The organism is Aeromonas encheleia, assembly GCF_900637545.1.
GTDB classification, from domain to species: domain Bacteria; phylum Pseudomonadota; class Gammaproteobacteria; order Enterobacterales; family Aeromonadaceae; genus Aeromonas; species Aeromonas encheleia.
Genome location: NZ_LR134376.1, coordinates 3,512,568 through 3,537,313, shown reverse-complemented (window position 1 = coordinate 3,537,313; position 24,746 = coordinate 3,512,568). Strand labels below are relative to the sequence as shown.

The window sequence follows — 24,746 nt, the reverse complement described above, 5'->3', positions numbered from 1 at the left end:
TTCATGGCAGACAGCACAGGATTACAATTTACCGTCAAGGTGGGGGCGCTGCCCGAGACCACCTTTGTGGTGGCCGAGTTCATGCTGGAGGAGGCGTTGAACGGTCCCTTCCAGCTGCGACTGGAGCTGGCCAGCCCCCAGCCGGACATCGACTTTGGCGCCGTGCTGGACCAGCCGTGCGAGCTGCTGGTGTGGTACAACGGCGAGCTGCAGCGGCGGGTGTGCGGGGTCGTGAGTGATTTTGTGCAAGGGGACAGCGGCTTTCGCCGCACCCGCTATCAGCTCATGGTACAGCCGGCGCTGTGGCGGCTCTCCTTGCGCCAGAACTCCCGCATGTTCCAGGCCCAGAAGCCCGACGAAATCCTCTCCATCCTGCTGCAAGAGCACGGCATCACCGACTACGCCTTCGCGCTGAAAAACGAGCACGCTCAGCGGGAGTACTGCGTGCAGTACCGGGAGACGGACCTCGCGTTCGTCAACCGGATGGCCGCCGAGGAGGGACTGTTCTACTTCCACGAATTCGAGCAGGGCAAGCACCGGCTGGTGTTTGCCGACGATGCGGCGGCCCTGACTGCCGGTCCCGAGCTGTTCTTCAACCTGGGCAACCGCTCGCTGGAGCAAGGGCCCTACGTGCGCCAGTTCCACTACCGGGAGGCGGTGCGCCCCTCAGATGTGGAGCTGAAAGACTACAGCTTCAAGACCCCGGCCTATGGCCTGTCCCACAAGAAGCTGGGGGCCGAGCTTGAACACCAGCGCGATACCTACCAGCACTTCGACTACCCGGGCCGCTACAAGCTGGACCCGAGCGGCAAGGCCTTTGCCCAACACCGGCTGGATGCGCTGCGCAACGATGCGGTGACCGGCTTGGCTAAGTCCAACTGCGCGGTCCTGCTGCCGGGCCAGACCTTTGCCCTGACCGAGCACCCGAACGGTAGCTTGAACACCGACTGGCAAGTGGTGCGTATCAGCCACACCGGATTGCAGCCGCAGGCGCTGGAGGAAGAGGGCGGCAGCGGCCCCACCGTCTACCACAACGAATTTGCGGTGGTGAAGGCGAGCACCAGCTGGCGTGCCCGCATCGGCAGCCCACAGGTGCCCCACAAGCCGATGGTGGACGGCCCGCAAATTGCCACCGTGGTGGGGCCGGAGGGGGAGGAGATTTACTGCGACGAGCATGGCCGGGTGAAGCTGCAGTTCCCCTGGGACAGATATGGCAGCTCCAACGACCAGAGCTCCTGCTGGGTGCGGGTGAGCCAGGGCTGGGCCGGCGGACAGTACGGCATGCTGGCCATCCCGCGCATCGGCCACGAGGTGATTGTCTCCTTCCTGGAAGGGGACCCGGACCAGCCCATAGTCACAGGCCGGACCTTCCACGCCACCAACAGACCCCCCTACGAGTTACCGGCTAACAAGACCCGCACCGTGCTGCGCACCGAGACCCACCAGGGCGAGGGCTTCAACGAGCTGCGCTTCGAAGACCAGGCGGGGCAGGAAGAGATTTACCTTCACGGTCAGAAAGACCTGAACGTGCTGATTGAGAACGATGCGGCCTGGCACATCAAGCATGACCAGCACACCGACATCGACAATGAGCGGGTGGCCCGCATCAAGGCCAATGACCATCTGATGGTGGAGGGGGAGAAGCGGGACCAGGTCAAGGCTGATTACTCGCTCACCGTGGATGCGTCTATGCACCAGAAGCTGGGTCAATCCCTACTGGTGGAAGCGGGCAGTGAGGTGCACCACAAGGCGGGCATGAAAATAGTGATGGAGGCGGGCTCCGAGTTGACCCTGAAAGTGGGAGGTAGCTTCGTCAAAATCGACCCGAGCGGTGTCACCCTCAGCGGCGGCTCCATCAAGATGAACTCGGGTGGCAGTCCGGGGGCTGGCTCCGGCTGGGGTGGGCAGATGCCAGGGTTGCCGGGTGGTGTCGAAATCCCAACAGCACCACCGGCGACCATACCGGCGCCTGCTATTCAAAAGAGCATGGAGTCCATGGCGCCCCTCGCCAAATCATGCCCACTGGCTGAAACAGGGGGCAAGGTATGAGGTTCCACGAGTGGCGAAGCCAATTGCACGGCCAGCTGTTTGCTGTCATCGATGCGGCGCTGGACCAAACATTGGTCGCTCGTTTCTACGAAACCGGTGGTGAAGATGCTTACCCACTCTTTGCCGGTACCGCGTTTGCCGACCAGGCAGAGCAGGGCCCCTGGCTGCTGCCGTCCCCCTCTTCTAACTTTATCGACTCGGATCCCCAGCTATGCGGGTTTTATGTCGTCAGCAGCGCATCGTCTGAAACGGTGCGCAAGCATTGGCAGAGTCTGATTGAGGTGGCTCGAGAGGGGGAAGTGATGTGGTTTCGCTATGCCGACAACCGGATTCTTTCGAAGATGCTAGATGCCATGAGCCAGCGGGATCTCGATGACATATTGGGACCTTGCGCCGGACTGTGGGTCAACGAAAGTGGTTGGCGACGAAGTGACGGCGCTGATTTCATTCCTAGGTATGCGCCCTGGTTTAGGATCCAACCCCATCACCTGGCTCCCCTGTACGACGAGAATCGTCATGCCTATATCTTGCGGCGGCGCCTATGGCAGACCATGACGGCTATGATGGAACGCCATCCAGACCCGGAAGGCACTATTTTACCTGTTCTTAAGCAGGCCAATCAGGATGGGCTGCAAGAGGATGTGCGCGATGGTGTGGTGGCGGGAGCCTTGGCCTTACAGGCCAAGACACCTCTTGAAGAGATACGGGTGCCACTGATGCTGGCCGATGATGAACTGGCTCAGGTGGTCAACTGGCTGAACAAACGCAACGAACTGACAGGAGTATGTTGATGGCGGCAGATCCCCACTGTATCCCTTGTGAGCGTTATGACTGCTGGATCGAGATAGATGTTCGGGATGAACATAACCGCTCGTTCAAGGGGCTCAAGGCCACGCTGACTGACGAGACCGGCAAGTCTGGAACTGTCACCCTGAAGGATGGACCTATCCTGGTGCGCGGTTTTGCGGTTGGCCCCGTGACGGTAAAACTTGAGACACAACCCTGGCTCAAGGTGGCGCAATCTCGCGAGATGCTCAAGGAGGGGGAACAGAGCGAGGTGCCGGCCTATACCGATAAGCTGCTCGGGTACGACGATACTAAGCGGGAACATATCAAGGTCACTACAGGGGATCTCTGCCTGACCAAACCGCAAGCTCCACTACCGGAGGCACATCAGGAAGGAAAAGCAGGCAATGCCCGTTTCTTTACCAGGCACTCCTATGTAATTGAGATAAAAGGTTATCAAATCAATACTCTGAGGATCGGGGTCTTCTTTGATGGTACTGGCAATAATACCCGTAATGCTCAGGCCGGGTTGCAAAAGGTAGAGCAGTGGCTGCTAGAGACCTGCTCTGATCCATACCAGCGGGAGAAGGAGCTGCGTGGTTGTCAAATGGGGAGAAGTCCGGTCGAGGGGAGTGCCGCCAATGATGTGACCAATGTAGGTAAATTGTTTGAACAATATGACATTACTGCGGGCTCTCTGGTTGCGCATAGCTATATCAGTGGTATTGGGACTCGAGATCCAATAGCAGGAGACAATGGCCTTGAATATCGTTCGGACGATACCCTGACTCAGGGATTGGATCTCGACTTTGCCGGTGAAAATACCTCCATCATTGGCAAGGTAACACTAGCTTGCACAGACATTATTCTAACGGGAATTACCGATGATCTTCATGATGTATTACCGGCCGTGGACTGTATCCATCGAATTGAGTTCGATGTATTTGGCTTTAGCCGAGGAGCCGCCGCCGCTCGCCATTTTGTCAATGTGATCGATCAAAAGTCCAATCATCCGCTAGTAATGGCGATGGCCAATAATCCGGATATTCGACTGAAGGCTGGTTTTGATTGGGCTAGCCGGGACGATGTGCGCTTTACCTTCGTCGGCCTGTTCGATACTGTCCTTTCTTCTTTTAACGCCAAGGTCAATGTGCAGCTCAAGGCAGATTGTGCCGAGCGAGTGGTGCATCTCACCGCACTGGATGAAGTGCGCAAACACTTCCCGCTGTCGCGCATCACAGTGGATGCTGCGGGTACCAGCATCCCGGCCCACTTCACCGAATTAGCGCTACCTGGGGCTCACTCGGATGTAGGCGGCGGTTACTATAGCCGTTGGAGCCTGGGTGATCCCAATAGCGATCCTGCACTGACGGAATGCATCGAGCTGGAGCGTTTTATGAGTATCGAAAGCGCCGATATACCGGAAACTGCGAGCCATGCTTATTTGCAAGCCAAGGCCTATGCCGAAGAAAAGCGAGCCATGGGATGGGTAGAGCGCATCAATCCCAACTTGCCCCGTGGTGCAGTCCCGTCGGTTGGGACCATAAGTCTGAAGCCTTACTCTTTTAGGCGTCCTGAGGAGAAAAATAGCTCTGGCCCCGGCAAGAAATCTGTCTATGTAGAAGTGTTGATGAATCGAGTGGTAGAAGGAGAATATTCTCGTATCCCACTGCATATGATGGTGGAGGCAGGGCGTGCTGTGGGGGTCCCCTTTAAAGAGTGGAAACCGGAAAATAGAGCATTGCAGCTTGAACCGCTCTCAAGCAAACGGCCAGGGGCTGATTTGAAGGCTTTGGATAAACTCTGGGCACAATTAGCTATTGAGCATAAGGTTGCCAAGAATCTGGCCCATCAATTGTCACTCGACGTTTATAGTGCTTTGCGTCGTGATTATTTGCACCACAGTGCCAGCAGTCAAGGCATCGCCAATCCGGCCAACACCAATAAATATGAACCTACTGTCAGCAAAGAGAGACGCGAGCTGATAGGGAACAAGGAGTCATGATGTTAAAGCGATGGTTGTGGATCCTGGGGATACTCTGCCCCTTGTTGGCCTGCGCGATGGAGGCGCCACTGAAACCCTTTTCTTGGCGTTATGGTACCGGCAGCAATATCGATATAACTACAAATACCAAGACCGAGTTTTATCGTGGTGGCGAGTTGGTTTATGCCGACCGCTTGGCCGGAGGGGGAGCAGGCGGTTTGCTTGCCGATCGTATCAAAGGGCAGCGCTATTACTGGGCTGGCGGTGGTGGTCTGCCTACTGACGGCGTGCCTGTACCCGATAAAGCCGTGATCGAGATGGTTTCATCTCATGATCGCAAGCGTTACCGCATCAAGGTGAATTTGCCCGTAGATTTAGAAAAACAGATGCGCCAAGTTTATTTAGTTGACGGACGCTATGATCGCCGAAATCGCCTCTATTTTGGTCTGGCTCCTGGTGGTTATTTTGAGGTTGTACTAACCGGAGGGGGACTACAACTGAGCCCCGACAAACTACTCATCCGTGGTATTGCCGAAGAGGTGACCGACGACTGGTATGATAAAAAAGTCCCGGTAGCTCGCCAATATGGCATGGATGATTTCGACAAAAAATATGGCGAGCTATTCAAGCAATATCCCGTGCCGATGGGCATGGATTGGGCTCCGATTATGGATGCCTACCGCGCCAAACAGCCCAGAACGGATCTGGAGCCAGTCAACTAGCCAGCCGCGTTCACAACCTTCGCTTTATGGCATCACCATGGGACCGGCGACCGCGAGGGCGGCCTCGTCGCCGCGCAGCACCCGCACTATCTCGAGGGCAAATTCGATGGCGGTGCCGGGTCCCTGGCTGGTGATGAGACGATGGGCATCATCCCGCACGACCCGCGCCGTGCTGAGCTGGCCGACGGGTAGCCGGGCCTGAAAAGCCGGGTGACAGGTAACGCTGGCATCCCCCAGCAGATGGTGATGTTGCAATACCACCACGGGGGCGGCGCAAATGGCCGCCCGCCAGCGGCCGAGCGCCGCCTGCTCCCTGAGCAGGTCGATGGCGAGCGGCGTATCGCGGATCGCCTCGCTGCCGGGCAGGCCGCCCGGCACGACTATGGCCTCGAAGTCACGGCTGGCCAGCTCGTCGATATGGCAGTCGGCGACCAGCTGCATCCCACGGGAGGCGCGGATCTGGCGCAGACCCGCCGGGCAGCAGGAGGCGAGCAACACCTCGATGCGGGCCCGCACCAGGGTGTCGACGATGGCGACGGTCTCGATCTCTTCCGAACCCGGGGCTACCAATACCAGTACGCTCATCTGTTACTCCTTCTGCCGGCTATCCAGCCGGGCTCAGCTCTTCTCTTTGATGGCCTGATAGAGGCCCTGATTGACCGGCACCGCGATGCCGTGCTGGGCGGCCCTGGCCAGCAGGAAGCCGGTGATGGCCTCGATCTCGGTCTCGCGGCCCAGCTCCATGTCTTGATACATGGAAGAGTAATTGTCGGCGGTGAGCTCCACCACCATCATCACCCGGCGCAGCAGTTCCTCGGCACTGGTCGGCTGGCCTTCGGCGTGCATCACGTCCGCCACTTCCACGCAGATCTGCTGCAGGGCGTCGGCGAAGCGGGGACCGGTCAGATCGCCATTCTTGAGTCTATACAATGCGGTCAGCGGATTGATGGCGCAGTTGATGGCGAGCTTCTGCCACTGGCGGGCCAAGATGTGCTCATCCCAACCGGCCTGGCCGAGGGCGGCGGCGAGCTCGTCCGCCAGGCCGGCGTGGGCCTTGGCGGCCTCGTTGACCGGGCCGAGCCAGGTCTCACCCTTGCCGGTATGGCGGAACACGAAGTGACCGTTCTGCATGGCGCCGTGGCTGGTGATGCCGGCGATCACCGGGTTGTGTGGGAACAGCTGCACCACCTGCTCGGCGATGCCCATGCCATTGTGCAGCAAGATAATGGGGATGCCTGCCGCCAGCTTGCCCACCAGCGGGGTCAGGGCCGATACCACCTGACCGGCCTTGGTCATCACCAGCAGCCGCTTGATCTGGCCGGGCTGGCTGACGAAGCCCCGCTCGATGGCGATCAACTGGGTATGGCCTTCCAGCGAGGTGAAATCGATGCCGGGGTGCAGGGTGGAGCGGTGCCGATCGCGCAGCAAGACGCGGGTCGATTGGCCGCTCAGGGTCAACAGGGATGCGAACACGCCACCCAGGGCACCACAGCCCAGCAGTGACCATTGGGGGGAGGAGGGCTGTCGGCTGTTTTTAAGGTTTAAATCGCGTAATCCGCTTGGCATGGAGAGGCTCAATCAAGGTAGGGGTCGCGTTCCGAACAACCACCTGCCGGGGATAAGTGAAGATGTCGCGTGGCGGACACTAACGGGTCTCGCCATTCCTGTGCGCAGGGGATTCTAGCAGAGCAACCCCATAGAAATCAGCAAATTTGCCGGTTTTCTGGTAGATTTGCCCCCCTATAAGCGCAACTTGAGGAGCCCTGACATGCCGTCATTCGATATTGTCTCTGAAGTCAAAATGAACGAGGTGTTGAACGCCGTCGATAACGCCAATCGTGAACTAGCGACCCGTTTCGATTTTCGTGGTGTTGAAGCCAGCTTCGAATTGAACAAAGAAGAAGTCAAGCTGGAGGCCGATGCCGATTTCCAGCTCAAGCAGATGGTCGAGATCCTGCGCGGAGCCCTGCTCAAGCGCAACATCGAAGGCAATTCCATCGACGTGGGTGACAGCGTTCACTCCGGCAAACGCTTCCACCTGAACGTCAAGTTCAAGCAGGGGATCGAGAAGGAGATCGCCAAGAAGCTGGTGAAGCTGATCAAGGATTCCAAGATCAAGGTGCAGGTCGCCATCCAGGGTGACGAGGTGCGCGTCACCGGCAAGAAGCGTGACGATCTGCAGGAGGCCATGGCACTGGTGCGCGGGGCCGAGCTGGGTCAGCCGATGCAGTTCCAGAATTTCCGCGATTGATCGCAGGCGGGGAGGGTTCGGCCCTCCCCCTTGTTCAATGGCAAGACGTTCAATGGCAAGACCGTCGATGGTCGAGCCATAAAAAAACCGGAGCAGCTGCTCCGGTTTTTTGTGTCCGCGATACGAGTTCGATTAGAACTTGTAGGTAACGGAGAAGTAGTGGCTGAAGCCAGAACTCTTCCAAGGAGTGCCGTCAAATGCGGTGGAACCGTCTTTGTTACCATAGGCATCCATGAAGTACTTCAGGCCGTAACCAACAGCGTAGCGATCGGAGTGCCAGTAGATACCGTGGAAGGTTGCCAGGTTATCGCTGGTGCGGTCAGCACGACCGTAAGTATCCAGATCGAAGGCATAGTCCAGGTAACCCTGGTAGGAGACGAAGCTGCCATTGCCGAAGGTGTAGAATGGCTTGAACCAGTTCATGGAGAACTGATAGCCGTTCCATGAGTTCTCTTCTTCGCGGAAGAATTCGTTTTCGTTGGAGTAACGAGCGTACAGGTTCATCCCAACCTTACCGAACCAAGGCACCATCACATCGGCGCCCAGACCGATTTGGTTCTCCATCTGGCCATCAGCAATGTTGTTCAGGTTAGCAATGTACAGTTCCTGTACCGGGCCGAAGGAGAGATCCTTGCCAGTCAGCGCATCCAGAGACATACGCGGAGCAAACTTCATGAACAGGTTCTGACCATTGTGTTTGTCACTGTGGCTGGTATCGAAAACATCGAAAATATCGACATAGCCATACAGATCAAAAATACCGGACCGACCACCAAATTCCATTTCCAGATAGGTGTCGTTGTAACTATCTTGACCAGAAGTAAAGGGGCGCTGGTCAATGGTATGCATCAGGTTGAACTGCATCCATTTGTAATCGTTCTTGTGGATGTCACCGCTGTAATCGGCAGCAAAAGCCGGGGTGGCGGAGGCAGCCAGCAGACCGGCAGCGATCAGAGTCTTGGTAAATTTGGCCATTTTATTGGTCTCTTGTGTATTTAGTTGAGGTTTTCCGTAGCCTGCCCACAAGGAGCGGGAGGGATTCTAGCCAAATAAATTCAGCGGATAAACAAGAGCCAGGGAACTTTGTCAGGAATTGTGAATCTAATCACCCCCTCATTGGCGCAAACGCTTGCTATTTGTTCGCTTTCGAAGACAAGTGTTTGTTTCGTTTGGATACCATGATGATCAGCACCATCACCGGGATGCCGAGCAGGCTGGTGCCGATGAAGAAGCTGCTGTAGCCAAACAGCTCGACGAAGTGGCCGGAAAAACCGGCCAGCAGCTTGGGCAACAGCAACATGATGGAGCTGAACAGCGCATACTGGGTCGCCGAGAAGGCGACGTTGGTCAGGCTCGACAGGTAGGTCACGAAGGCCGCCGTGGCTATCCCGGCGCTGAGGTTGTCCAGCGAGATGATCAGGGTCAGCAGCTCCAGGTTGTGGCCGACCTGATTGAGCAGCGCAAACAGCAGGTTGGTGCTGGCGGTGAGCACGGCGCCGAGAAACAGGATGCGCAGGGTGCCGAAGCGCATCACCAGCACGCCTCCCAAAGCGGCGCCTACCAGCGTCATGATGACGCCATACACCTTGGTGATGGTGGCCACCTCGGTCTTGCTGAACTGCAGATCCACGTAGAAGCTGTTGGACATCACCCCCATCACCACGTCCGAGATGCGATAACAGGCGATGAGCCCGAGGATCAGCAGGGCGGAGCCGCCGTATCGGCGGAAGAAATCGGCGAAGGGGCACCAGATAGCCTCGTAGAGCCAGGCACCCAGCCCCGCCAACGGACGCGGCCAGCCCTGGCCGAGCAGCAGCGTCTTGCGCATCGCCTGCTGTTCATCCTGACGCTTCACATCGATATCGGGCTCATGACTGAGCAGGGTGGTGATGATGCCAAGGGACATCATTCCCGCCATCAGCAGGTAGGTGAGCTGCCAGCCGCGGTAGTCGTAACCGCTGTTGCTGCCGAGCCAGGCCGCCAGCGCCAGCGCGCCGGCCCCCGCCATGATCATCGCCAGCCGGTACCCCGTCATGTAGGAGGCCGCCATGGCCGCCTGCAACCGTTCAGGGGCCGACTCGATACGATAGGCATCGATGACGATATCCTGCGTCGCGGAGCAAAACGCCACCAGCAGGGCAAACAGGGCGAGCTGGGCGAGCTGGGTCTTGGGATCGCAGTAGGCCATGCCCACCAGGGAGAGGGCGATCAGCAGTTGGGAGAGCAGCATCCAGCTGCGCCGCCGCCCCAGCAATCGGGAGAGCAGCGGCAGCGGCAGCCGGTCGACCAGCGGTGACCACATCCATTTAAAGCCGTAGGCCAGCGCGACCCAGCTCATGTAACCGATGTCGGTCAGGCTGACATCGGCCTCACGCAGCCAGAACGAGAGAGTGCCAAACACCAGCAGCAGTGGCAGGCCGGAGGAGAAGCCCATGGCAAACAGGGTGAGAACCCGCCTCTCCAGATAGACGACGAGAGAGTCGCGCCAGCTCGTTGTGCGGCTCGGGGGGCGAACAGTGTTCAAATGCCTGACTCCTCTGGGAAAAGGGGGTCATTTTGTCAGGTTCGGGAGGGATAGCCAAGGCAAGCCCGACGGGCGGCAGACAAAAGGCCCACCCCAGGCGGGGTGGGCCTTCAGCCTGACGGCAATCTCTGTCACTGCATGGCGACAGGGATGAGCCGGGGTTACTTGATCGCTTTCTTGTCGGTGCTGCTCTCGGCCAGCAACACCACCTTTTTCAGGATGATGGGGCTGGTCGGCACGTCGTTGGCGCGCAGGATCGAGCTGTAGCCCGTCTGCACCTGAGCCAGCTTGTCCAGCACCTCCATGCCCTCGACGACCTGGCCGAACACGGTATAACCGGCGCCGGCATTGGCGTTGAGGTTATCGTTGTCGGTCAGGTTGAAATAGAACTGGCGGGTGGCGCTGTCCACCGCCTGGGTGCGGGCCATGGCGATGCTGCCACGCTTGTTGGGCAGGCCGCCCTTGGACTCGTTGACCACGGGCTCGAAGGTCGGCAGTTGCTGGAACTGCTGGTTGTAACCGCCGCCCTGCACCACGAAGTTCTGGATCACGCGGTGGAACAGGCTGCCGTCATAGCTACCGTCCGCCACGTAGCGCAGGAAGTTCTTCACCGTCTGCGGCGCCTGCTTGGAGGCCAGCTCGATCACGATGTTGCCGTGGTTGGTCTCCATCCTGACCTTGGGGCCTGCGAACGCCAGCGGGGCGATCAGCATGACCAGTAACCAGAGTTTTTTCATCTAACTATCCTCGCTCAGCTCGTCGGCTGGCCCTTGAGATAACCGCGCAGCGCCTCGTCTGCCATGATCTGCTGCAATAAACTGCCAAGCTGCTGGTTCAGGATGGACTCCAGTTCGGCCATGCTCGGTTCACCCGGCTCTTCCTTGCTGGAAGACATGTTGAACTGTTTGGTCAGCTTGCTGCCCTGGAAGTCGGCGATCACCTGCAGGCTGACCTTGGACTTGGTGACATAGGTGAAGGTCTTCTCTTCCACATTGACCGCGGCGGTGGAGATGGCCAGGGTCAGGTTGGTGGTGCCACTGTTGCCCACTTCCAGGCCCTGGCTGCGCAGCCCCTCGGCCAGTTTTTCGGCCAGCAGGTTGTTGAGCGGCTGCTCGCTGTTGACCAGCACGGCGGCCTTCTCTTTCTTCTTGATGGAGAAGACATAGGCGGCCTCGCGCTTGTCCACCCCTTCCATGGTGATCCGGTTGCCAGAGTAGTACTGCTGATTGGAGGGGATGACCTGCGGGTTGAGCAGCGCGGTCTCCGGCCAGTGAGTGGCGCAACCACCCAGCATCAGGGCGGCCAGCAGCAAGAGTGACTTTTTCATCGTGGGTTTCCTTTAGCTTTATCTTTAGCGTTTGATGGCTTTCAAAATAACGAATTTGCTGTTCGATGCAACGACTTGTGCGTTGGCAAACAGGCGCTTGAGTTTGTTGTGATAGTCCAGATGACGGTTGCCAACTATCCAGAGTTCCCCCCCCTGAGGCAATACCCGGTGCGCGTCGCTGAACATCTGCCAGGCGATATGATCGGTGATCGCCTGCAACTGATGGAAGGGGGGGTTGCAGAGGATCCGATCCGCCGCGCCGACCGCGACGCCGTCGAGACAGTTGTTGACCATGAAGCGGGCGCGGGGCAGGGCATCCGGCAGATTGTGCTCGACGTTCAGCCGCGCCGAGGCGACCGCCATATAGGATTCGTCGATGAAGGTCACCTCCACCTCGGCATCCCGCGCCAGCAGCGCCAGCCCCAGTACCCCGTTGCCGCAACCCAGATCGATCACCTTGCGTGCACTGTGCACAGGCAAATTATCCAGCATAAAGCGGGCGCCGATATCCAGGCTGGTGCGCGAAAACACGTTGGCATGGTTGTGGATCAGCAGGTTGCTGCCCTCCAGTGGCCAAGTGGTCGGGAAGGGGTTAGCCAGGGCCGGGCGTTCGGCGGACGGCGTGTCATCGACGCTGCAGTGGATCAGGCGCGCCTTCTTCCAGGCCAGGGAGGTCTGGGTCGGCCCCAGGTATCTTTCAAACAGCTTGAGGGTCGAGCTGTGGATGTCTTTCGCCTTGCCTGCGGCCAGGATGCGGGTGGCCGGGGTCACCACCTGGCGCAGGGCCAGCAACTGTTGCTCCAGCAAGGCCTGGTACTTGGAGACCTTGATCACCACCAGCGCGGGGGCCGCGGGCAGTGGCGCCAGCGCATCCTGCAGGGTGACCTGCGCGGGATCCAGCTCGTTCTCGCTCAGATTGGCCAGGGTGGCCCGCTCGCTGATATAGGAGTCGCTCACACAGACCGGGGCATGGCCGTGCAGGTAGGCGGTCAGGGCGCCGAAGCCGTCGTTCATGATGATGACGGGGCCGTCCGCCGCGAGGGGGGTCTCGGCGAGCTGGTTGATCAGGTACTCGTCCGCCGCATCCCAGGCCTGCAGGGGATCCTGGCTCTGCCGCGGGTAACGATACAGGGTCAGGCGACAATGGGCCGTGTCGAGAAGGGTTTGCATAAGAAAGCGTCCAGGATGATGCATATAGATGACAACTGCCCGCAGAGTGTTGCCCGGCAGGCGTGTGAAGTGGCGCTATTCTAGCGGGGGCGGAGAATTTCACCAGCCCGGCGCGACGCACGGTGGCGGCCCTATTTCCCGCCGGCCTGATGCATCGGGGGCACAACCCTGGCTACAATGGCCAGACATCCATCTTGGGAGTCTTTGTCGTGAGCATGCAACAACAGATCGAGGCCAAACTGGCCGCAGCCTTGTCCCCCAGTCACCTTGAGGTGATCAATGAGAGCTACATGCACAGGGTGGAGCCGGGCTCCGAGAGCCACTTCAAGGTGATAGTGGTGAGCCAGGCGTTCGAGGGGCAGCGCCTGCTGGGGCGTCATCGTCAGGTCAATGCCGTGCTGGCGGACGAGTTGGCCCACGCCATCCATGCGCTGGCGCTGCATACCTATACCGAGGCGGAGTGGCAATTGCGGGAACAGGCCCCCAAAACCCCGGGCTGTGTCAGCAAGTCCCCCTTTGCCTGAGTCGTTGACCTTTTCATTACTCAATTGTCGATTAATTAACAAAATTATCACAACTCGCTCGTGGCGATAGCCCCCGGCCCCGAGCGCATCGCCCGCGAGTGAGGATTACTTTTTCTAATCAACCTTTGGGACACGTAAAATTACCCCTAACTGGGTAGTAAAACAAAAAATCCTTTAAAACCACGGGTTGCAGGGGCGGCAGGGAATTATTCATTAGAGGTTAATTTTGTGATAGCGCGGGGATTTTCCCCATTTGGCGTGGCGACTGACTTGTCTAAGGTGGTAAACTCAGTCGCTTTTGAATGAACCTGTATGTTGCTGATTTGTTTGTTTTATCGACAATTTGCCGCGATATTGACGGGCTCATTCAACAACTCGTCGTGATGTATTTCTCGGCGCTAACCAACCTGTCTTCCCTTAACGGTAGTGCAAGTGAGTATGATTACAATTAAAAGAGGACTGGACATCCCCGTGCTGGGTGCTCCGGAGCAAGTAATCTACGATGGCCCGGCCATCACCCGTGTTGCTACACTCGGCGAAGAGTTCGTGGGGATGCGTCCTACTATGTTCGTCAAAGTAGGTGATCGCGTCATTAAAGGTCAGGAGCTCTTCGAAGATAAGAAGAATCCCGGCGTTAAATTCACGGCCCCTGCCACCGGTGTGGTTTCTGAGATCAACCGTGGTGCCAAGCGTGTTCTGCAATCTGTCGTCATCGACATCGATGGCTCTGACGAGCAGGTGACCTTTGAACACTTTGCGTCTGCCGAGCTTGCACAGCTCGAGCGCAGCAAGGTGCAGGAGATCCTGGTCGCATCAGGCCAGTGGACCGCATTGCGTACCCGTCCATTCAGCAAGGTGCCGGCAGTGGGCTCTGCCCCGCGTGCCATCTTCGTCACCGCGATGGACTCCAACCCGCTGGCTGCCAATGCCGAGCTCATCATCAAGGAACAGGCCCAGGCCTTCCTCGATGGCCTGAGCGTGCTGAGCCGCCTGACCGATGGCAGCGTCCACGTCTGCAAGGGTGAAGGCAGTCTGCCGCACTCCAACCTGGCGCAAGTCAAGGAAGCCGTGTTTGTTGGCCCGCATCCCGCCGGTCTGCCTGGCACCCATATCCACTTTCTGGATCCGGTCGGCAGCAAGAAGGTGCAGTGGCACATCAACTATCAGGATGTGATCGCCTACGGCAAGCTGTTCACCACGGGTCAGATCTTCACCGACAAGGTGATCGCCCTGGCCGGTCCGAACGTGGTCAAGCCACGCCTGCTGCGCACCCGCATGGGCGCCTGCATCAGCCAGCTGACCAACAACGAGCTGCGCGCGGATGAAAACCGTGTCATCTCCGGTTCCATCCTGAGTGGTGCCAAGGCCGAAGGGGTCCATGACTACCTGGGTCGTTACCACAATCAGGTGAGCGTGCTGGGCGAAGGCCGTGAGAAAGAGTTCCTGGGTTGGGTCAATCCCAGCGCCGACAAGTTCTCCATCACCCGTACCACCCTCTCTCATCTGATGAAGGGCAAACTCATCAACTTCACTACCACCACCAACGGTAGTGATCGCTCCATGGTGCCTATCGGCAACTATGAGCGCGTGATGCCGCTCGACATCCTGCCGACCCTGCTGCTGCGGGATCTGGTCTCCGGCGACACCGACAGCGCACAGTCGCTCGGCTGCCTGGAGCTGGATGAGGAAGATCTGGCGCTCTGTACCTTCGTCTGCCCCGGCAAGACAGAGTACGGCCCGATCTTGCGTGAGTGCCTGGCCAAGATAGAACTGGAAGGTTAAGCGATGAGTTTCAAGCAACTTCTTGAAAATTTGGAACATCACTTCGAGCCGGGCGGCAAGTACTCCAAGTACTATGCCCTGTTCGAGGCGGCGTATACCCTGTTTTATACCCCCGGGTCCGTGACCCGCAATGCTGCCCACGTCCGTGATGCGATCGATCTGAAACGCATGATGATCATGGTGTGGCTGGCCGTGTTCCCGGCCATGTTCTGGGGCATGTTCAACGTCGGTAATCAGTCCATCGCCGCCATCGCCCATCTGGGCAGCGCGGCCGGTGCCGATACCTGGCAATACACCATCGCGACCCTGCTGGGTGCCTCGCTGGATCCGGCCGTGGCCGGCATCGGCAGCAAGATGCTGATCGGTGCGGCCCACTTCCTGCCCATCTACCTGACCGTGTTCCTGGTCGGTGGCTTCTGGGAAGTGCTGTTCGCCATGGTGCGCAAGCACGAGATCAACGAAGGCTTCTTCGTGACCTCCATCCTGTTCGCCCTGATAGTGCCGCCCGAGCTGCCCCTGTGGCAAGCCGCGCTCGGCATCACCTTCGGTGTGGTGCTGGCCAAGGAAGTGTTCGGTGGTACCGGCAAGAACTTCCTGAACCCGGCCCTGGCGGGTCGTGCGTTCCTGTTCTTCGCCTACCCCGGTCAGATCTCCGGCGATGCCGTCTGGGTGGCCGTTGACGGCTATTCAGGCGCGACCGCGCTGAGCCAGTGGGCCCAGGGCGGCCAGATGGCGCTGATCAACGGTGCCACCGGCGAAGCCATCAGCTGGATGGATGCCTTCCTGGGGAACCTGCCGGGTTCCATCGGTGAAGTCTCCACCCTGATGATCCTCATCGGTGCGGCCATGATCGTCTACATGCGGATCGCCTCCTGGCGCATCATCGCCGGTGTGATGATCGGTATGGTGGCCACCTCCCTGCTGTTCAACGTCATCGGTTCCGATACCAACCCCATGTTCAACATGCCGTGGCACTGGCATCTGGTGCTGGGCGGCTTCGCCTTTGGTATGGCCTTCATGGCGACCGATCCGGTCTCCGCCGCCTTTACCAACAAGGGCAAGTGGTGGTACGGCGCCCTCATCGGCGTCATGGTAGTGCTGATCCGGGTAGTGAACCCCGCGTTCCCGGAAGGCATGATGTTGGCCATTCTGTTTGCTAACCTGTTTGCCCCCTTGTTTGACCATTTCGTGGCGCAGGCGAACATCAAGCGGAGGATCGCACGTGGCGTTTAATAAAGACTCAACCATCGGTACCCTCACCGTGGTGACCGGTCTGTGTCTGGTGTGTTCCATCGTGGTCTCCGTGGCCGCCGTGGGGCTGCGCCCGGCTCAGCTGGAAAACAGGGCGCTGGACAAGCAAAGCAACATCCTGTCCGTTGCCGGTGTCGATGTCAGCTCCGTGGCCAAGCGTGATCTGGCCCAGCTGTATGGCAACAAGATTGAAGCGCGCCTGGTCGACCTGACCACCGGTGAGTTCGTTGACGGCGATGCCGACAACTTCGACACCAAGCTGGCGGCGAAGGATCCGGCCAAGAACATCCGTCTGGCCCCGGCCGACGACAAGGCTGGCCTGCGTCAGATCTCCAAGCTGGTGCCGGTGTTCTTCGCGAAGGACGCAGAAGGCAAGGTCGACAACATCATACTGCCGGTCTACGGCCAGGGTCTGTGGTCCACCATGTACGCCTTCGTGGCGGTCGCGGCCGATGGTCAAACCATCAAGGGCATCACCTACTATGATCACGGCGAAACACCGGGTCTGGGCGGCGAGATCGAGAATCCGGCCTGGCGTGAACTGTTCGTCGGCAAGAAGCTGTTCGATCAAGACGGTCAGCCCGCACTGCGAGTGATCAAGGGGCATGCGCCGGCTGGTTCCGAGCATGACATCGATGGCCTGTCCGGCGCGACCCTGACCGGCAATGGCGTACAGCACACGTTTGACTTCTGGATGGGACCCAAGGGCTTTGGTCCTTTCCTGGCCAAGGTTCGTGCAGGAGAAATCAACAATGGCTGACAAGAGCGAAATGAAAAAATTGCTGTTGACGCCTGTGCTCGGCAACAACCCCATCGCCTTGCAGGTGCTGGGTGTCTGTTCCGCGCTGGCCGTTACCAGCCAGATGAAGACGGCGTTCGTGATGACGCTGGCCGTTACCGCGGTCACCGCCTTCTCCAACCTGTTCATCTCCCTGATCCGCAATCAGATCCCGAACAGCGTGCGGATCATCGCCCAGATGGCGGTGATTGCCTCGCTGGTTATCGTGGTTGACCAGGTGCTCAAGGCCTATGCCTATGACATCTCCAAGCAACTGTCGGTATTCGTGGGCCTGATCATCACCAACTGCATCGTGATGGGTCGTGCCGAAGCCTATGCCATGAAGAGCGCCCCGCTGCCCTCCTTCCTGGACGGTATCGGCAACGGTCTGGGTTACGGCGCCGTGCTGCTGGCCGTGGCCACAGTGCGTGAAATCCTGGGCTCCGGCACCTGGTTCGGTATCGAGCTGCTGCCGCTGGTGAACAATGGTGGCTGGTATGTGCCTAACGGCCTGCTGCTGCTGCCGCCGAGTGCATTCTTCATCATTGGTCTGATCATCTGGGGCGTTCGCACCAAGGATCCCAAGCAGGTGGAGGCAAAGGATTAAGGTATGGAACACTATCTGAGTCTGTTGATTCGTTCGATCTTCATCGAAAACCTGGCGCTCTCCTTCTTCCTGGGGATGTGTACCTTCCTGGCGGTGTCCAAGAAGGTCAAGACGGCCATGGGTCTGGGTATCGCCGTCATTGTGGTGCAGACCGTGGCCGTGCCGGCCAACAACCTGATCTACAACTACGTCCTGAAAGATGGCGCCCTGGTATCCGGCCTGGATCTGAGCTTCCTGAGCTTCATCACCTTCATCGGGGTGATCGCGGCGCTGGTGCAGATCCTGGAGATGGCGCTGGACAAGTATTTCCCCGCGCTCTACAACGCCCTGGGTATCTTCCTGCCGCTCATCACCGTGAACTGCGCCATCTTCGGTGGCGTCTCCTTCATGGTGCAGCGTGACTACAACTTCGTGGAGTCTGTGGTCTATGGCGTGGGCTCGGGTGCCGGTTGGATGCTGGCCATCGTGGCGATGGCGGGGATCCGCGAGAAGATGAAGTACTCCGATGTTCCGGAAGGCCTGCGTGGCCTCGGCATCACCTTCATCACCGCGGGTCTGATGGCGCTGGGCTTCATGTCCTTCTCTGGTATTTCCCTGTAATCGGAAAGGAAATATAGATGGAAATTATTCTGGGTGTGGTCATGTTCACCGTGATCCTGCTGGCCCTGGTGGCAGTCATTCTGTTCGCCAAGTCCAAGCTGGTGACCGCCGGTGACGTGACAATCAGCATCAACGGCGACCCGGCCAAGGCTGTCACCAGCCCGGCGGGTGGCAAGCTGCTCGGCGTGTTGGCCGGCAGCGGTATCTTCGTCTCCTCCGCCTGTGGCGGCGGTGGCTCCTGTGGTCAGTGCAAGGTGCGGGTGAAAGCCGGCGGCGGCGATATTCTGCCGACCGAGCTGGATCACATCAGCAAGGGCGAAGCCCGTCATGGCGAGCGTCTGGCCTGTCAGGTCACCGTCCGCTCCGACATGGACATCGAGCTGCCGGAAGAGATCTTCGGGGTGAAGAAGTGGGATTGCACCGTTATCTCCAACGATAACAAGGCCACCTTCATCAAGGAGCTCAAGCTGCAGATCCCGGACGGCGAGAGCGTGCCGTTCCGCGCCGGTGGTTATATCCAGATCGAAGCCCCTGCCCACCACGTGCAGTACAAGAACTTCGATATTCCCGAGGAGTATCGCGGGGACTGGGATCGCTTCAAGATCTTCGAGCTGGAGTCCAAGGTCAATGAGCCGATCATCCGTGCTTATTCCATGGCCAACTATCCGGAAGAGTTCGGCATCATCATGCTGAACGTGCGGATCGCGACCCCGCCGCCCAGCAACTGGACCGCGCCTCCCGGCCAGATGTCCTCCTATATCTTCAGCTTGAAAGCTGGTGACAAGGTGACCATCTCGGGTCCGTTCGGTGAGTTCTTCGCCAAGGACACCGACGCCGAGATGGTGTTCGTCGGCGGTGGTGCGGGCATGGCGCCGATGCGCTCCCACATCTTCGATCAGCTGCGTCGCCTGAAGACCAAGCGCAAGATGAGCTTCTGGTACGGTGCCCGTTCCAAGCGCGAGATGTTCTATGTCGAAGATTTCGACATGCTGGCCGCCGAGAACGACAACTTCCAGTGGCACGTCGCCCTGTCGGATCCGCAACCGGAAGACAACTGGGATGGCTACACCGGCTTCATCCACAACGTGCTGTTCGAGAACTATCTCAAGAACCACGAGGCGCCGGAAGATTGCGAGTTCTACATGTGCGGGCCTCCCGTCATGAACGCTGCCGTCATCAACATGCTGAAAAACCTCGGTGTTGAAGACGAAAACATCCTTTTGGATGACTTTGGTGGTTAATCCATGCACAGTGTTGTAAAGACCTGGCTAGCCTTCGGGCTAGCCTTTTTCTTGACGGGGTGCGGTCAGGAAACGGTCCAATCCAAGCCGGAGATCCACATCACCGGCAGCACCATGGGTACCTATTATTCCATCAAGGTGGCGGATGGCAGCGTCACAGATGCGGCCAAGCTGCAGGCCGAAGTCGATGTCCTGCTGGAGCGGGTCAACGATCAGATGTCGACCTACAGACCGGATTCCGAGCTGTCGCGCTTCAACCAGCACAAGGGCTCGACCCCGCTGGTGGTGTCCCGCGACACAGCGCGGGTGGTGACCGAGGCCATTCACATTGGCCGCGAGAGCCGCGGCGCACTGGATGTGACCGTGGGTCCCCTGGTCAATCTGTGGGGCTTTGGCCCGGACAAGCGGCCGACCAAGGTGCCGTCCGACGAGCTGATCAGCCAGACCCGCCAGAAGACGGGGCTGGGCAATCTGCACGTGATCACCTCCGCCGATGCCGATACCCTGCAGAAGGACATTCCGGATCTCTACGTGGATCTCTCCGCCATCGCCAAGGGCTTCGGGGTGGACAAGGTCGCCGAGTATCTGGAATCCCTGGGGTCGCGCAACTACCTGGTGGAGATCGGCGGTGAGCTGCGCATCAATGGCGTCAACGGCAAGGGACACCCCTGGCGCGTCGCCATCGAGAAGCCGACCGCCAATGCCGGCTCGGTGCAGGAGGTGATCCTGCCGGGGGACAACGGCGTAGCCACCTCGGGTGAGTATCGCAACTACTACGAGATGGATGGCAAGCGCTTCTCCCACACCATAGATCCGGTGACGGGCAAGCCCATCCAACATCGCATGGTCTCGGTGACGGTGATCCACCCCTCCTGCATGACCGCAGACGGGTTGGCGACCGTGTTCATGGTGATGGGGCCGCAGAAGAGCCTGGCCTATGCCAAGGAGCGGGGGCTGGCGATCTTCATCATCACCAAGACGGACGACGGCTTCGAAGAGGCCTATTCGGATGCCTTCAAGCCCTATCTGGTTAAGAAGTAAGGGGTAACAACATGCAGATTTTTCTGATTACCTTCGGGGTGTTTCTGGCGGTAGTGGTGGCCATGGCCATCGGCTACATCTTCCAGAAGAAGACCATTTCCGGTTCCTGTGGAGGGCTCGGCACTATAGGGATCGAAAAGGAGTGTGATTGCCCGGAGCCCTGCGATAACCGCAAGAAGAAGATGGCCAAGGAAGAGGCCCGTCGCAAGATGCTGGTCGATAACCGGATCATCTGACTCGCGTGTTTTGTCACAACCGCTCTCGAATGCCAGCGAGCCGACCCATGGTCGGCTCGCTTTTTTATGGCGCTCAGTAGTCGTACTGGCGACAGCGCTTCTTGTTGAACTCCGCCTGCCAGCGCGCCAGCTCCTCCCGGGTGCCGAGCTCGTCCCCCTGTTTGATGGCCTTCTCCAGCAGCTCGATGCGCTCGAACAGCCAGCTGCACTCCGCGGTCGGTTGATCCTTGGCCATGCCCAGCAGCGGCAGCAGGCAGAGTCCCAGCCAGAATTTTCTCATCTCTCTCCTCCTTGAGTCTCAGATTGAACGGTGCCTTAAGAGTCTATTCTCTCTCCTCCGCTCGCGTGCTGGCAGAAATGACAGTGCTGGGGTAGCATGGGAATATTGCCTGTCTATTTATACAGTGGTATGCGCAAGATCATTCACATCGACATGGACTGCTTCTTCGCCGCGGTGGAGATGCGGGACAACCCGGCCCTGCGCGAGGTGCCGCTGGCCATCGGCGGCTCCGCCGATCGGCGCGGCGTCATCTCGACCTGCAACTATGTGGCGCGCCGCTTCGGGGTGCGCTCCGCCATGCCGAGCGGCCTGGCCATGAAGCTCTGCCCGCCACTGGTCCTCATCCCTGGCCGGATGGCGCTCTACAAGGAGGTCTCCCGCCAGCTGCGCGCCATCTTCCTGCGCTACACCGAGCTGGTGGAGCCGCTCTCTCTGGACGAGGCCTACCTCGACGTCACCGACAGCCCCAACTGCGGCGGCAGCGCCACCCTGATGGCGGCCGAGATCCGCGCCGCCATCGTCAGCGAGCTGGGGCTGACCGCCTCGGCCGGGGTCGCGCCGAACAAGTTTCTGGCCAAGCTCGCCTCCGAGCAGCGCAAGCCGGACGGCCTGTTCGTGATAAGGCCGCAGGAGGTGGACGAGTTCGTGCGCCAGCTGCCCCTCGGCAAGCTGCCCGGCATAGGGCGCAAAACCGCGGATCGGCTGGAGTCCCAGGGGCTCTACTCCTGCGAGGACGCCAGGGCCCTCTCTGCCGAGGAGCTCTGCGCCCGCTTCGGCAAGCTGGGAGAGATGCTGACGGGGCGGATCTGGGGTCAGGACGATCAGCCGGTGCAGGCCCAGCGGGTGCGCAAGAGCATAGGGGTGGAGACCACCCTCGCCAGCGATGTGCTGGACGAGGCGGCCTGCTGGCAGGTGTTGAGCCAGCTCATCCCCGAGCTGGAGCTGCGCTTCGCCCGGGCCTGCCCCGCCGAGGCGCTGATGGGGCAGGGGATCAAGCTCAAGTTTGCCGACTTTCAGCAGACCACCGTCTACCGCCGCGGGGGTTATCAGGCCGCCCTGTTCCACGACCTGCTGCACGAGGGGCTGCAACGGGCTCAAGGAAAACCCATTCGCCTGCTCGGCCTGGTGGTGGGTCTGCCCGGTGCCGGGGAAATCAACCAACTCAGCCTGGATCTGAGTTGATATGGTTAAGTTTTAGTTTCCTAAACCGATACAGTACTTACACCTTTAGAAGTCAGGAAATGTGGCATGAGTTCTCTTTCTGTTCAGGGCCGGATCACCCTGATCGCCGGCTGTTGTTTACTGGCCAGTGCCGCGGCACTGGTGGCGTCCTCCCTCTTCAATGCCGCTCGCATGCAGGAGCAGGTACTCACTTCCACCACCCTGGAGGCGCAACATGCGGCGGAGAACTGGATGCAGGCCATGGGTGCTACCCAGGCGGCCAGGGTGACCAGCTATCTCGATGAAGCCTATTTCCGGGCCACCCTGCTGGCCGAGGGCATACTGTTCCAGCGCAAGAACGCGGCCGACAACTTCGTCCACTCGGAGGCGCTGCGCGGCGCGGTGAACCAGCAGCTGCAGGATGCGGCAGAATCGTCCGCCAACCTGCTCGGGGTCTATGGGGTCTTCGAGCCCAATCAGCTCGATGGCGAGGACGCCAACTACCAGGGCTCGACAGCGCTGGGGGCCAATGACAAGGGGCGTTTCTCCAGTTACTGGGCCAGGGTCGATGGCAAGGTGACGCTGGAGGTCATGGATGAGGCCGTGCTGGCCGACGACAAGCCGACCGCCAACGGCGGGGTGGAAAATGGCTGGTACAGCTGCAGCATCCGCTCGCGGGCCCTCTGCCTGCTCGAGCCTTATCTCGACGAGGTCGGCACCCAGGAGGTGCTGATGACCTCGGTGACGGCGCCCCTGCTGGAGCAGGGGACCCTGCTCGGCATGGTCGGGGTGGATATCTCCTTGACCAGGCTGCAGAGCCTGGTGGAGGAGATGGACAAGACCCTCTATGAGGGGCAGGGCAAGGTGCTGCTGCTCAGCCACGAGGGCCGAGTGGCCGGGGTGGAGGGATTCGAGGTCAGGCTCGGCAACCTCCTTGGCCAGCAGGATCAGGGGCTGGCGACGGATCTGAAGGGCTGGCTCGGCCAGGGCGAGGTGGTCACCCGCTGGAGCCCGGATGGCGCCTTGTTGCAGACCTTCGTGCCGGTCAGGATGCGTGGCACCGATCGCAAGTGGGGCATCTACATCGAGCTGCCCCGTGCCGTGGTACTCTCCTCTGCCCTGCAGCTGCAGAGGGAACTCGAAGGTCAGGCCCAACGCAGCGTGGTCGCACAGCTGCTGATCGGGGGCGTGATCTCGCTGCTCGCCCTGCTCTGCATCTGGCTGATGGCGCGGCGGATAGTCGCCCCCATTCGCACCGTGGTGGCCCGTCTCAAGGACATCGCCAGCGGCGAGGGGGATCTGACCCAGCGCATCGATCTGCAGCGCGATGACGAGATCGGCGAGCTGGCCAGGTGGTTCAACAACTTCCTCGACAAGCTGCAATCCACCATCAGCCAGGTGATCGATACGGTCGCCGGCACCCGGGCCAGCGCGACTCAGGCGGCGCAGGGGGCCGAGCGCACCAGTGCCGGCATGCAGGCCCAGTATCAGGAGGTGGATCTGGTCGCCACCGCGTTCGAGGAGCTCAGCGCCACCGCCTTGCAGGTGGCGGGCAATGCCAACTCGGCGGTGGATGCGGCCAATCAGGCCGACACGGCGGCGCAGGAGGGCAAGTCCGTGGTGGCCGACACCCAGCAGGCCATGTCCAGGCTGATGACGGTGATCAGCGACGCCAAGCCGGTGGTGGAGCGGCTGGCGGCCAACAGCGACAACATCAACGACATCCTCATCGTCATTCAGGGGATCGCCGAGCAGACCAACCTGCTGGCGCTCAATGCCGCCATCGAGGCCGCCCGGGCCGGCGAGCAGGGGCGCGGCTTCGCGGTGGTGGCCGACGAGGTGCGCAACCTGGCCGGCCGCACCCAGAATGCCATCGTCGAGATCCAGACCCTGATCAGCCAGCTGCAGTCGGGCACCGAGGCGGTGGTCAAGGCGATCATGACGGGCCACAGCCAGGCGGATGTGACACTCGGCAAGGTGGAGCTGTCGGTCAGCGTGCTGGAGCAGATCATCCAGGCGGTCGGCACCATCCACCAGATGAACGAGCAGATTGCCCGTGCGGCGCAGGAGCAGAGCGGGGTGGCGGAAGAGATCAACCGCAACGTCAGCAACATCCGCGACGTGAGCCACACCATCAGGGCCGAGGCGGCCACCTCGGCCGACAACGGACGCGAGTTGTCGCAACTGGCGGACAAACAGCAGCAGCTGGTGGGGCAGTTCAAGGTATAGGGATAAGAAAAAAGGCGCCATCCAACCGGAGGCGCCAAACACATTCAGATGACAGACTGGGTTAAATCGGTCCGATTTAAGCCCTTCTTCCCGCAGAGGAAGAAACACAACACCACAATCTTTGCCGGCCCACTCACAAAAACCACATGTAAACCAACATGGAAGAGAAGGTGTGAGCCATATGGCAACGGATTGCGTGGCGA

24 protein-coding genes are annotated in these 24,746 nt (G+C 59.7%); 16 read left to right on the top strand and 8 right to left on the bottom strand.

The window, feature by feature from the left end; genetic code table 11:
- The first annotated feature begins 3 nt into the window (after nt 1-3).
- From EL255_RS16270 to EL255_RS16255, 4 genes are read left to right on the top strand one after another with little or no spacing between them, the layout of a single operon-like run.
- Entirely contained in the window at nt 4-2,049 is a 2,046-nt protein-coding gene (locus EL255_RS16270) for a type VI secretion system Vgr family protein (protein ID WP_042654112.1), read from the top strand.
- Complete coding sequence (locus tag EL255_RS16265; protein ID WP_042654111.1) at nt 2,046-2,840, top strand: DUF4123 domain-containing protein; 795 nt, start codon at nt 2,046-2,048, stop codon at nt 2,838-2,840. Before EL255_RS16270 ends, EL255_RS16265 begins: the two co-directional genes overlap by 4 nt.
- Nucleotides 2,840-4,840, top strand: a complete 2,001-nt coding sequence (locus EL255_RS16260) for a T6SS phospholipase effector Tle1-like catalytic domain-containing protein (protein ID WP_042654110.1) — start codon at nt 2,840-2,842, stop codon at nt 4,838-4,840. Before EL255_RS16265 ends, EL255_RS16260 begins: the two co-directional genes overlap by 1 nt.
- A gap of 56 nt (nt 4,841-4,896) precedes the next feature.
- Nucleotides 4,897-5,541 carry a DUF2931 family protein gene (locus EL255_RS16255; protein ID WP_042654318.1) on the top strand — a complete coding sequence of 215 codons (645 nt, stop codon included), beginning with the start codon at nt 4,897-4,899 and terminating at the stop codon, nt 5,539-5,541.
- A gap of 24 nt (nt 5,542-5,565) precedes the next feature.
- On the opposite strand, the gene EL255_RS16250 is transcribed toward EL255_RS16255, so the two are convergent.
- Nucleotides 5,566-6,126 (bottom strand): DJ-1 family glyoxalase III, encoded by a 561-nt coding sequence (locus EL255_RS16250; protein WP_042654109.1) that lies wholly within the window; start codon nt 6,124-6,126, stop codon nt 5,566-5,568.
- Between the two features lie 33 nt (nt 6,127-6,159).
- Nucleotides 6,160-7,107 (bottom strand): ketopantoate reductase family protein, encoded by a 948-nt coding sequence (locus EL255_RS16245; protein ID WP_042654108.1) that lies wholly within the window; start codon nt 7,105-7,107, stop codon nt 6,160-6,162.
- Between the two features lie 202 nt (nt 7,108-7,309).
- Between EL255_RS16245 and EL255_RS16240 the strand changes: the two genes are divergently transcribed.
- Complete coding sequence (locus EL255_RS16240) at nt 7,310-7,792, top strand: YajQ family cyclic di-GMP-binding protein (protein WP_033132093.1); 483 nt, start codon at nt 7,310-7,312, stop codon at nt 7,790-7,792.
- 132 nt (nt 7,793-7,924) lie between these two features.
- Here the strand turns inward: EL255_RS16240 and EL255_RS16235 are convergent, their stop codons facing one another.
- The 5 genes from EL255_RS16235 to EL255_RS16215 all read right to left on the bottom strand — a co-directional run bounded on the left by EL255_RS16235 (nt 7,925) and on the right by EL255_RS16215 (nt 12,813).
- Nucleotides 7,925-8,767: a nucleoside-specific channel-forming Tsx family protein gene (locus EL255_RS16235; RefSeq protein WP_042654107.1), complete on the bottom strand. Its 843-nt coding sequence runs from the start codon at nt 8,765-8,767 to the stop codon at nt 7,925-7,927.
- Between the two features lie 157 nt (nt 8,768-8,924).
- On the bottom strand, nt 8,925-10,316 hold the full coding sequence (locus tag EL255_RS16230; protein ID WP_042654106.1) for an AmpG family muropeptide MFS transporter: 1,392 nt from the start codon (nt 10,314-10,316) through the stop codon (nt 8,925-8,927).
- A 161-nt stretch (nt 10,317-10,477) separates the two neighbouring features.
- On the bottom strand, nt 10,478-11,053 hold the full coding sequence (locus EL255_RS16225; protein ID WP_042654105.1) for a peptidylprolyl isomerase: 576 nt from the start codon (nt 11,051-11,053) through the stop codon (nt 10,478-10,480).
- A 14-nt stretch (nt 11,054-11,067) separates the two neighbouring features.
- Nucleotides 11,068-11,643: a YajG family lipoprotein gene (locus EL255_RS16220; protein ID WP_042654104.1), complete on the bottom strand. Its 576-nt coding sequence runs from the start codon at nt 11,641-11,643 to the stop codon at nt 11,068-11,070.
- 24 nt (nt 11,644-11,667) lie between these two features.
- Entirely contained in the window at nt 11,668-12,813 is a 1,146-nt protein-coding gene (locus EL255_RS16215; protein WP_042654103.1) for a methyltransferase, read from the bottom strand.
- A 215-nt stretch (nt 12,814-13,028) separates the two neighbouring features.
- Between EL255_RS16215 and EL255_RS16210 the strand changes: the two genes are divergently transcribed.
- From EL255_RS16210 to nqrM, 9 genes are all read left to right on the top strand, one after another.
- Nucleotides 13,029-13,337, top strand: a complete 309-nt coding sequence (locus EL255_RS16210) for a BolA family protein (protein ID WP_042654102.1) — start codon at nt 13,029-13,031, stop codon at nt 13,335-13,337.
- A 438-nt stretch (nt 13,338-13,775) separates the two neighbouring features.
- Nucleotides 13,776-15,119 (top strand): Na(+)-translocating NADH-quinone reductase subunit A, encoded by a 1,344-nt coding sequence (locus EL255_RS16205; protein ID WP_042654101.1) that lies wholly within the window; start codon nt 13,776-13,778, stop codon nt 15,117-15,119.
- Between the two features lie 3 nt (nt 15,120-15,122).
- Complete coding sequence (locus tag EL255_RS16200; protein WP_042654100.1) at nt 15,123-16,352, top strand: NADH:ubiquinone reductase (Na(+)-transporting) subunit B; 1,230 nt, start codon at nt 15,123-15,125, stop codon at nt 16,350-16,352.
- Nucleotides 16,342-17,130, top strand: coding sequence for a Na(+)-translocating NADH-quinone reductase subunit C (locus tag EL255_RS16195; RefSeq protein WP_042654099.1), 789 nt, complete (start codon nt 16,342-16,344; stop codon nt 17,128-17,130). The genes EL255_RS16200 and EL255_RS16195 overlap by 11 nt, the downstream gene beginning before the upstream one ends.
- The gene (locus tag EL255_RS16190; RefSeq protein WP_042654098.1) at nt 17,123-17,755 is read left to right on the top strand and encodes an NADH:ubiquinone reductase (Na(+)-transporting) subunit D; all 633 of its coding nucleotides are present in this window, start codon (nt 17,123-17,125) and stop codon (nt 17,753-17,755) included. Before EL255_RS16195 ends, EL255_RS16190 begins: the two co-directional genes overlap by 8 nt.
- Nucleotides 17,756-17,758: 3 nt before the next feature.
- Nucleotides 17,759-18,355, top strand: coding sequence for an NADH:ubiquinone reductase (Na(+)-transporting) subunit E (nqrE, locus tag EL255_RS16185; RefSeq protein ID WP_005330713.1), 597 nt, complete (start codon nt 17,759-17,761; stop codon nt 18,353-18,355).
- Nucleotides 18,356-18,372: 17 nt separating this feature from the next.
- Nucleotides 18,373-19,596 (top strand): NADH:ubiquinone reductase (Na(+)-transporting) subunit F, encoded by a 1,224-nt coding sequence (gene nqrF / locus EL255_RS16180; RefSeq protein WP_042654097.1) that lies wholly within the window; start codon nt 18,373-18,375, stop codon nt 19,594-19,596.
- A 3-nt stretch (nt 19,597-19,599) separates the two neighbouring features.
- Nucleotides 19,600-20,637, top strand: coding sequence for an FAD:protein FMN transferase (locus EL255_RS16175; protein WP_042654096.1), 1,038 nt, complete (start codon nt 19,600-19,602; stop codon nt 20,635-20,637).
- A gap of 11 nt (nt 20,638-20,648) precedes the next feature.
- A complete protein-coding gene (gene nqrM / locus EL255_RS16170; RefSeq protein WP_042654095.1) occupies nt 20,649-20,873 on the top strand; it encodes a (Na+)-NQR maturation NqrM in 225 nt (74 codons plus the stop codon).
- 73 nt (nt 20,874-20,946) lie between these two features.
- On the opposite strand, the gene EL255_RS16165 is transcribed toward nqrM, so the two are convergent.
- Nucleotides 20,947-21,153, bottom strand: a complete 207-nt coding sequence (locus tag EL255_RS16165) for a hypothetical protein (protein WP_042654094.1) — start codon at nt 21,151-21,153, stop codon at nt 20,947-20,949.
- A gap of 129 nt (nt 21,154-21,282) precedes the next feature.
- Between EL255_RS16165 and dinB the strand changes: the two genes are divergently transcribed.
- Together dinB and EL255_RS16155 are read left to right on the top strand one after the other, a co-directional pair.
- Nucleotides 21,283-22,335: a DNA polymerase IV gene (dinB, locus tag EL255_RS16160; RefSeq protein ID WP_042654093.1), complete on the top strand. Its 1,053-nt coding sequence runs from the start codon at nt 21,283-21,285 to the stop codon at nt 22,333-22,335.
- A 66-nt stretch (nt 22,336-22,401) separates the two neighbouring features.
- On the top strand, nt 22,402-24,543 hold the full coding sequence (locus EL255_RS16155; protein ID WP_042654092.1) for a methyl-accepting chemotaxis protein: 2,142 nt from the start codon (nt 22,402-22,404) through the stop codon (nt 24,541-24,543).
- The last annotated feature ends 203 nt before the right edge of the window (nt 24,544-24,746 follow it).

Bases quoted from the DNA above. Each gene is read 5' to 3' on its own strand.
- EL255_RS16270 (WP_042654112.1), top strand. From the start codon at position 4: ATGGCAGACAGCACAGGATTACAATTTACCGTCAAGGTGGGGGCGCTG.
- EL255_RS16265 (WP_042654111.1), top strand. From the start codon at position 2,046: ATGAGGTTCCACGAGTGGCGAAGCCAATTGCACGGCCAGCTGTTTGCT.
- EL255_RS16260 (WP_042654110.1), top strand. From the start codon at position 2,840: ATGGCGGCAGATCCCCACTGTATCCCTTGTGAGCGTTATGACTGCTGG.
- EL255_RS16255 (WP_042654318.1), top strand. From the start codon at position 4,897: ATGGAGGCGCCACTGAAACCCTTTTCTTGGCGTTATGGTACCGGCAGC.
- EL255_RS16250 (WP_042654109.1), bottom strand. From the start codon at position 6,126: ATGAGCGTACTGGTATTGGTAGCCCCGGGTTCGGAAGAGATCGAGACC.
- EL255_RS16245 (WP_042654108.1), bottom strand. From the start codon at position 7,107: ATGCCAAGCGGATTACGCGATTTAAACCTTAAAAACAGCCGACAGCCC.
- EL255_RS16240 (WP_033132093.1), top strand. From the start codon at position 7,310: ATGCCGTCATTCGATATTGTCTCTGAAGTCAAAATGAACGAGGTGTTG.
- EL255_RS16235 (WP_042654107.1), bottom strand. From the start codon at position 8,767: ATGGCCAAATTTACCAAGACTCTGATCGCTGCCGGTCTGCTGGCTGCC.
- EL255_RS16225 (WP_042654105.1), bottom strand. From the start codon at position 11,053: ATGAAAAAACTCTGGTTACTGGTCATGCTGATCGCCCCGCTGGCGTTC.
- EL255_RS16220 (WP_042654104.1), bottom strand. From the start codon at position 11,643: ATGAAAAAGTCACTCTTGCTGCTGGCCGCCCTGATGCTGGGTGGTTGC.
- EL255_RS16215 (WP_042654103.1), bottom strand. From the start codon at position 12,813: ATGCAAACCCTTCTCGACACGGCCCATTGTCGCCTGACCCTGTATCGT.
- EL255_RS16210 (WP_042654102.1), top strand. From the start codon at position 13,029: ATGCAACAACAGATCGAGGCCAAACTGGCCGCAGCCTTGTCCCCCAGT.
- EL255_RS16205 (WP_042654101.1), top strand. From the start codon at position 13,776: ATGATTACAATTAAAAGAGGACTGGACATCCCCGTGCTGGGTGCTCCG.
- EL255_RS16200 (WP_042654100.1), top strand. From the start codon at position 15,123: ATGAGTTTCAAGCAACTTCTTGAAAATTTGGAACATCACTTCGAGCCG.
- EL255_RS16190 (WP_042654098.1), top strand. From the start codon at position 17,123: ATGGCTGACAAGAGCGAAATGAAAAAATTGCTGTTGACGCCTGTGCTC.
- nqrE (WP_005330713.1), top strand. From the start codon at position 17,759: ATGGAACACTATCTGAGTCTGTTGATTCGTTCGATCTTCATCGAAAAC.
- nqrF (WP_042654097.1), top strand. From the start codon at position 18,373: ATGGAAATTATTCTGGGTGTGGTCATGTTCACCGTGATCCTGCTGGCC.
- EL255_RS16175 (WP_042654096.1), top strand. From the start codon at position 19,600: ATGCACAGTGTTGTAAAGACCTGGCTAGCCTTCGGGCTAGCCTTTTTC.
- nqrM (WP_042654095.1), top strand. From the start codon at position 20,649: ATGCAGATTTTTCTGATTACCTTCGGGGTGTTTCTGGCGGTAGTGGTG.
- EL255_RS16165 (WP_042654094.1), bottom strand. From the start codon at position 21,153: ATGAGAAAATTCTGGCTGGGACTCTGCCTGCTGCCGCTGCTGGGCATG.
- dinB (WP_042654093.1), top strand. From the start codon at position 21,283: ATGCGCAAGATCATTCACATCGACATGGACTGCTTCTTCGCCGCGGTG.
- EL255_RS16155 (WP_042654092.1), top strand. From the start codon at position 22,402: ATGAGTTCTCTTTCTGTTCAGGGCCGGATCACCCTGATCGCCGGCTGT.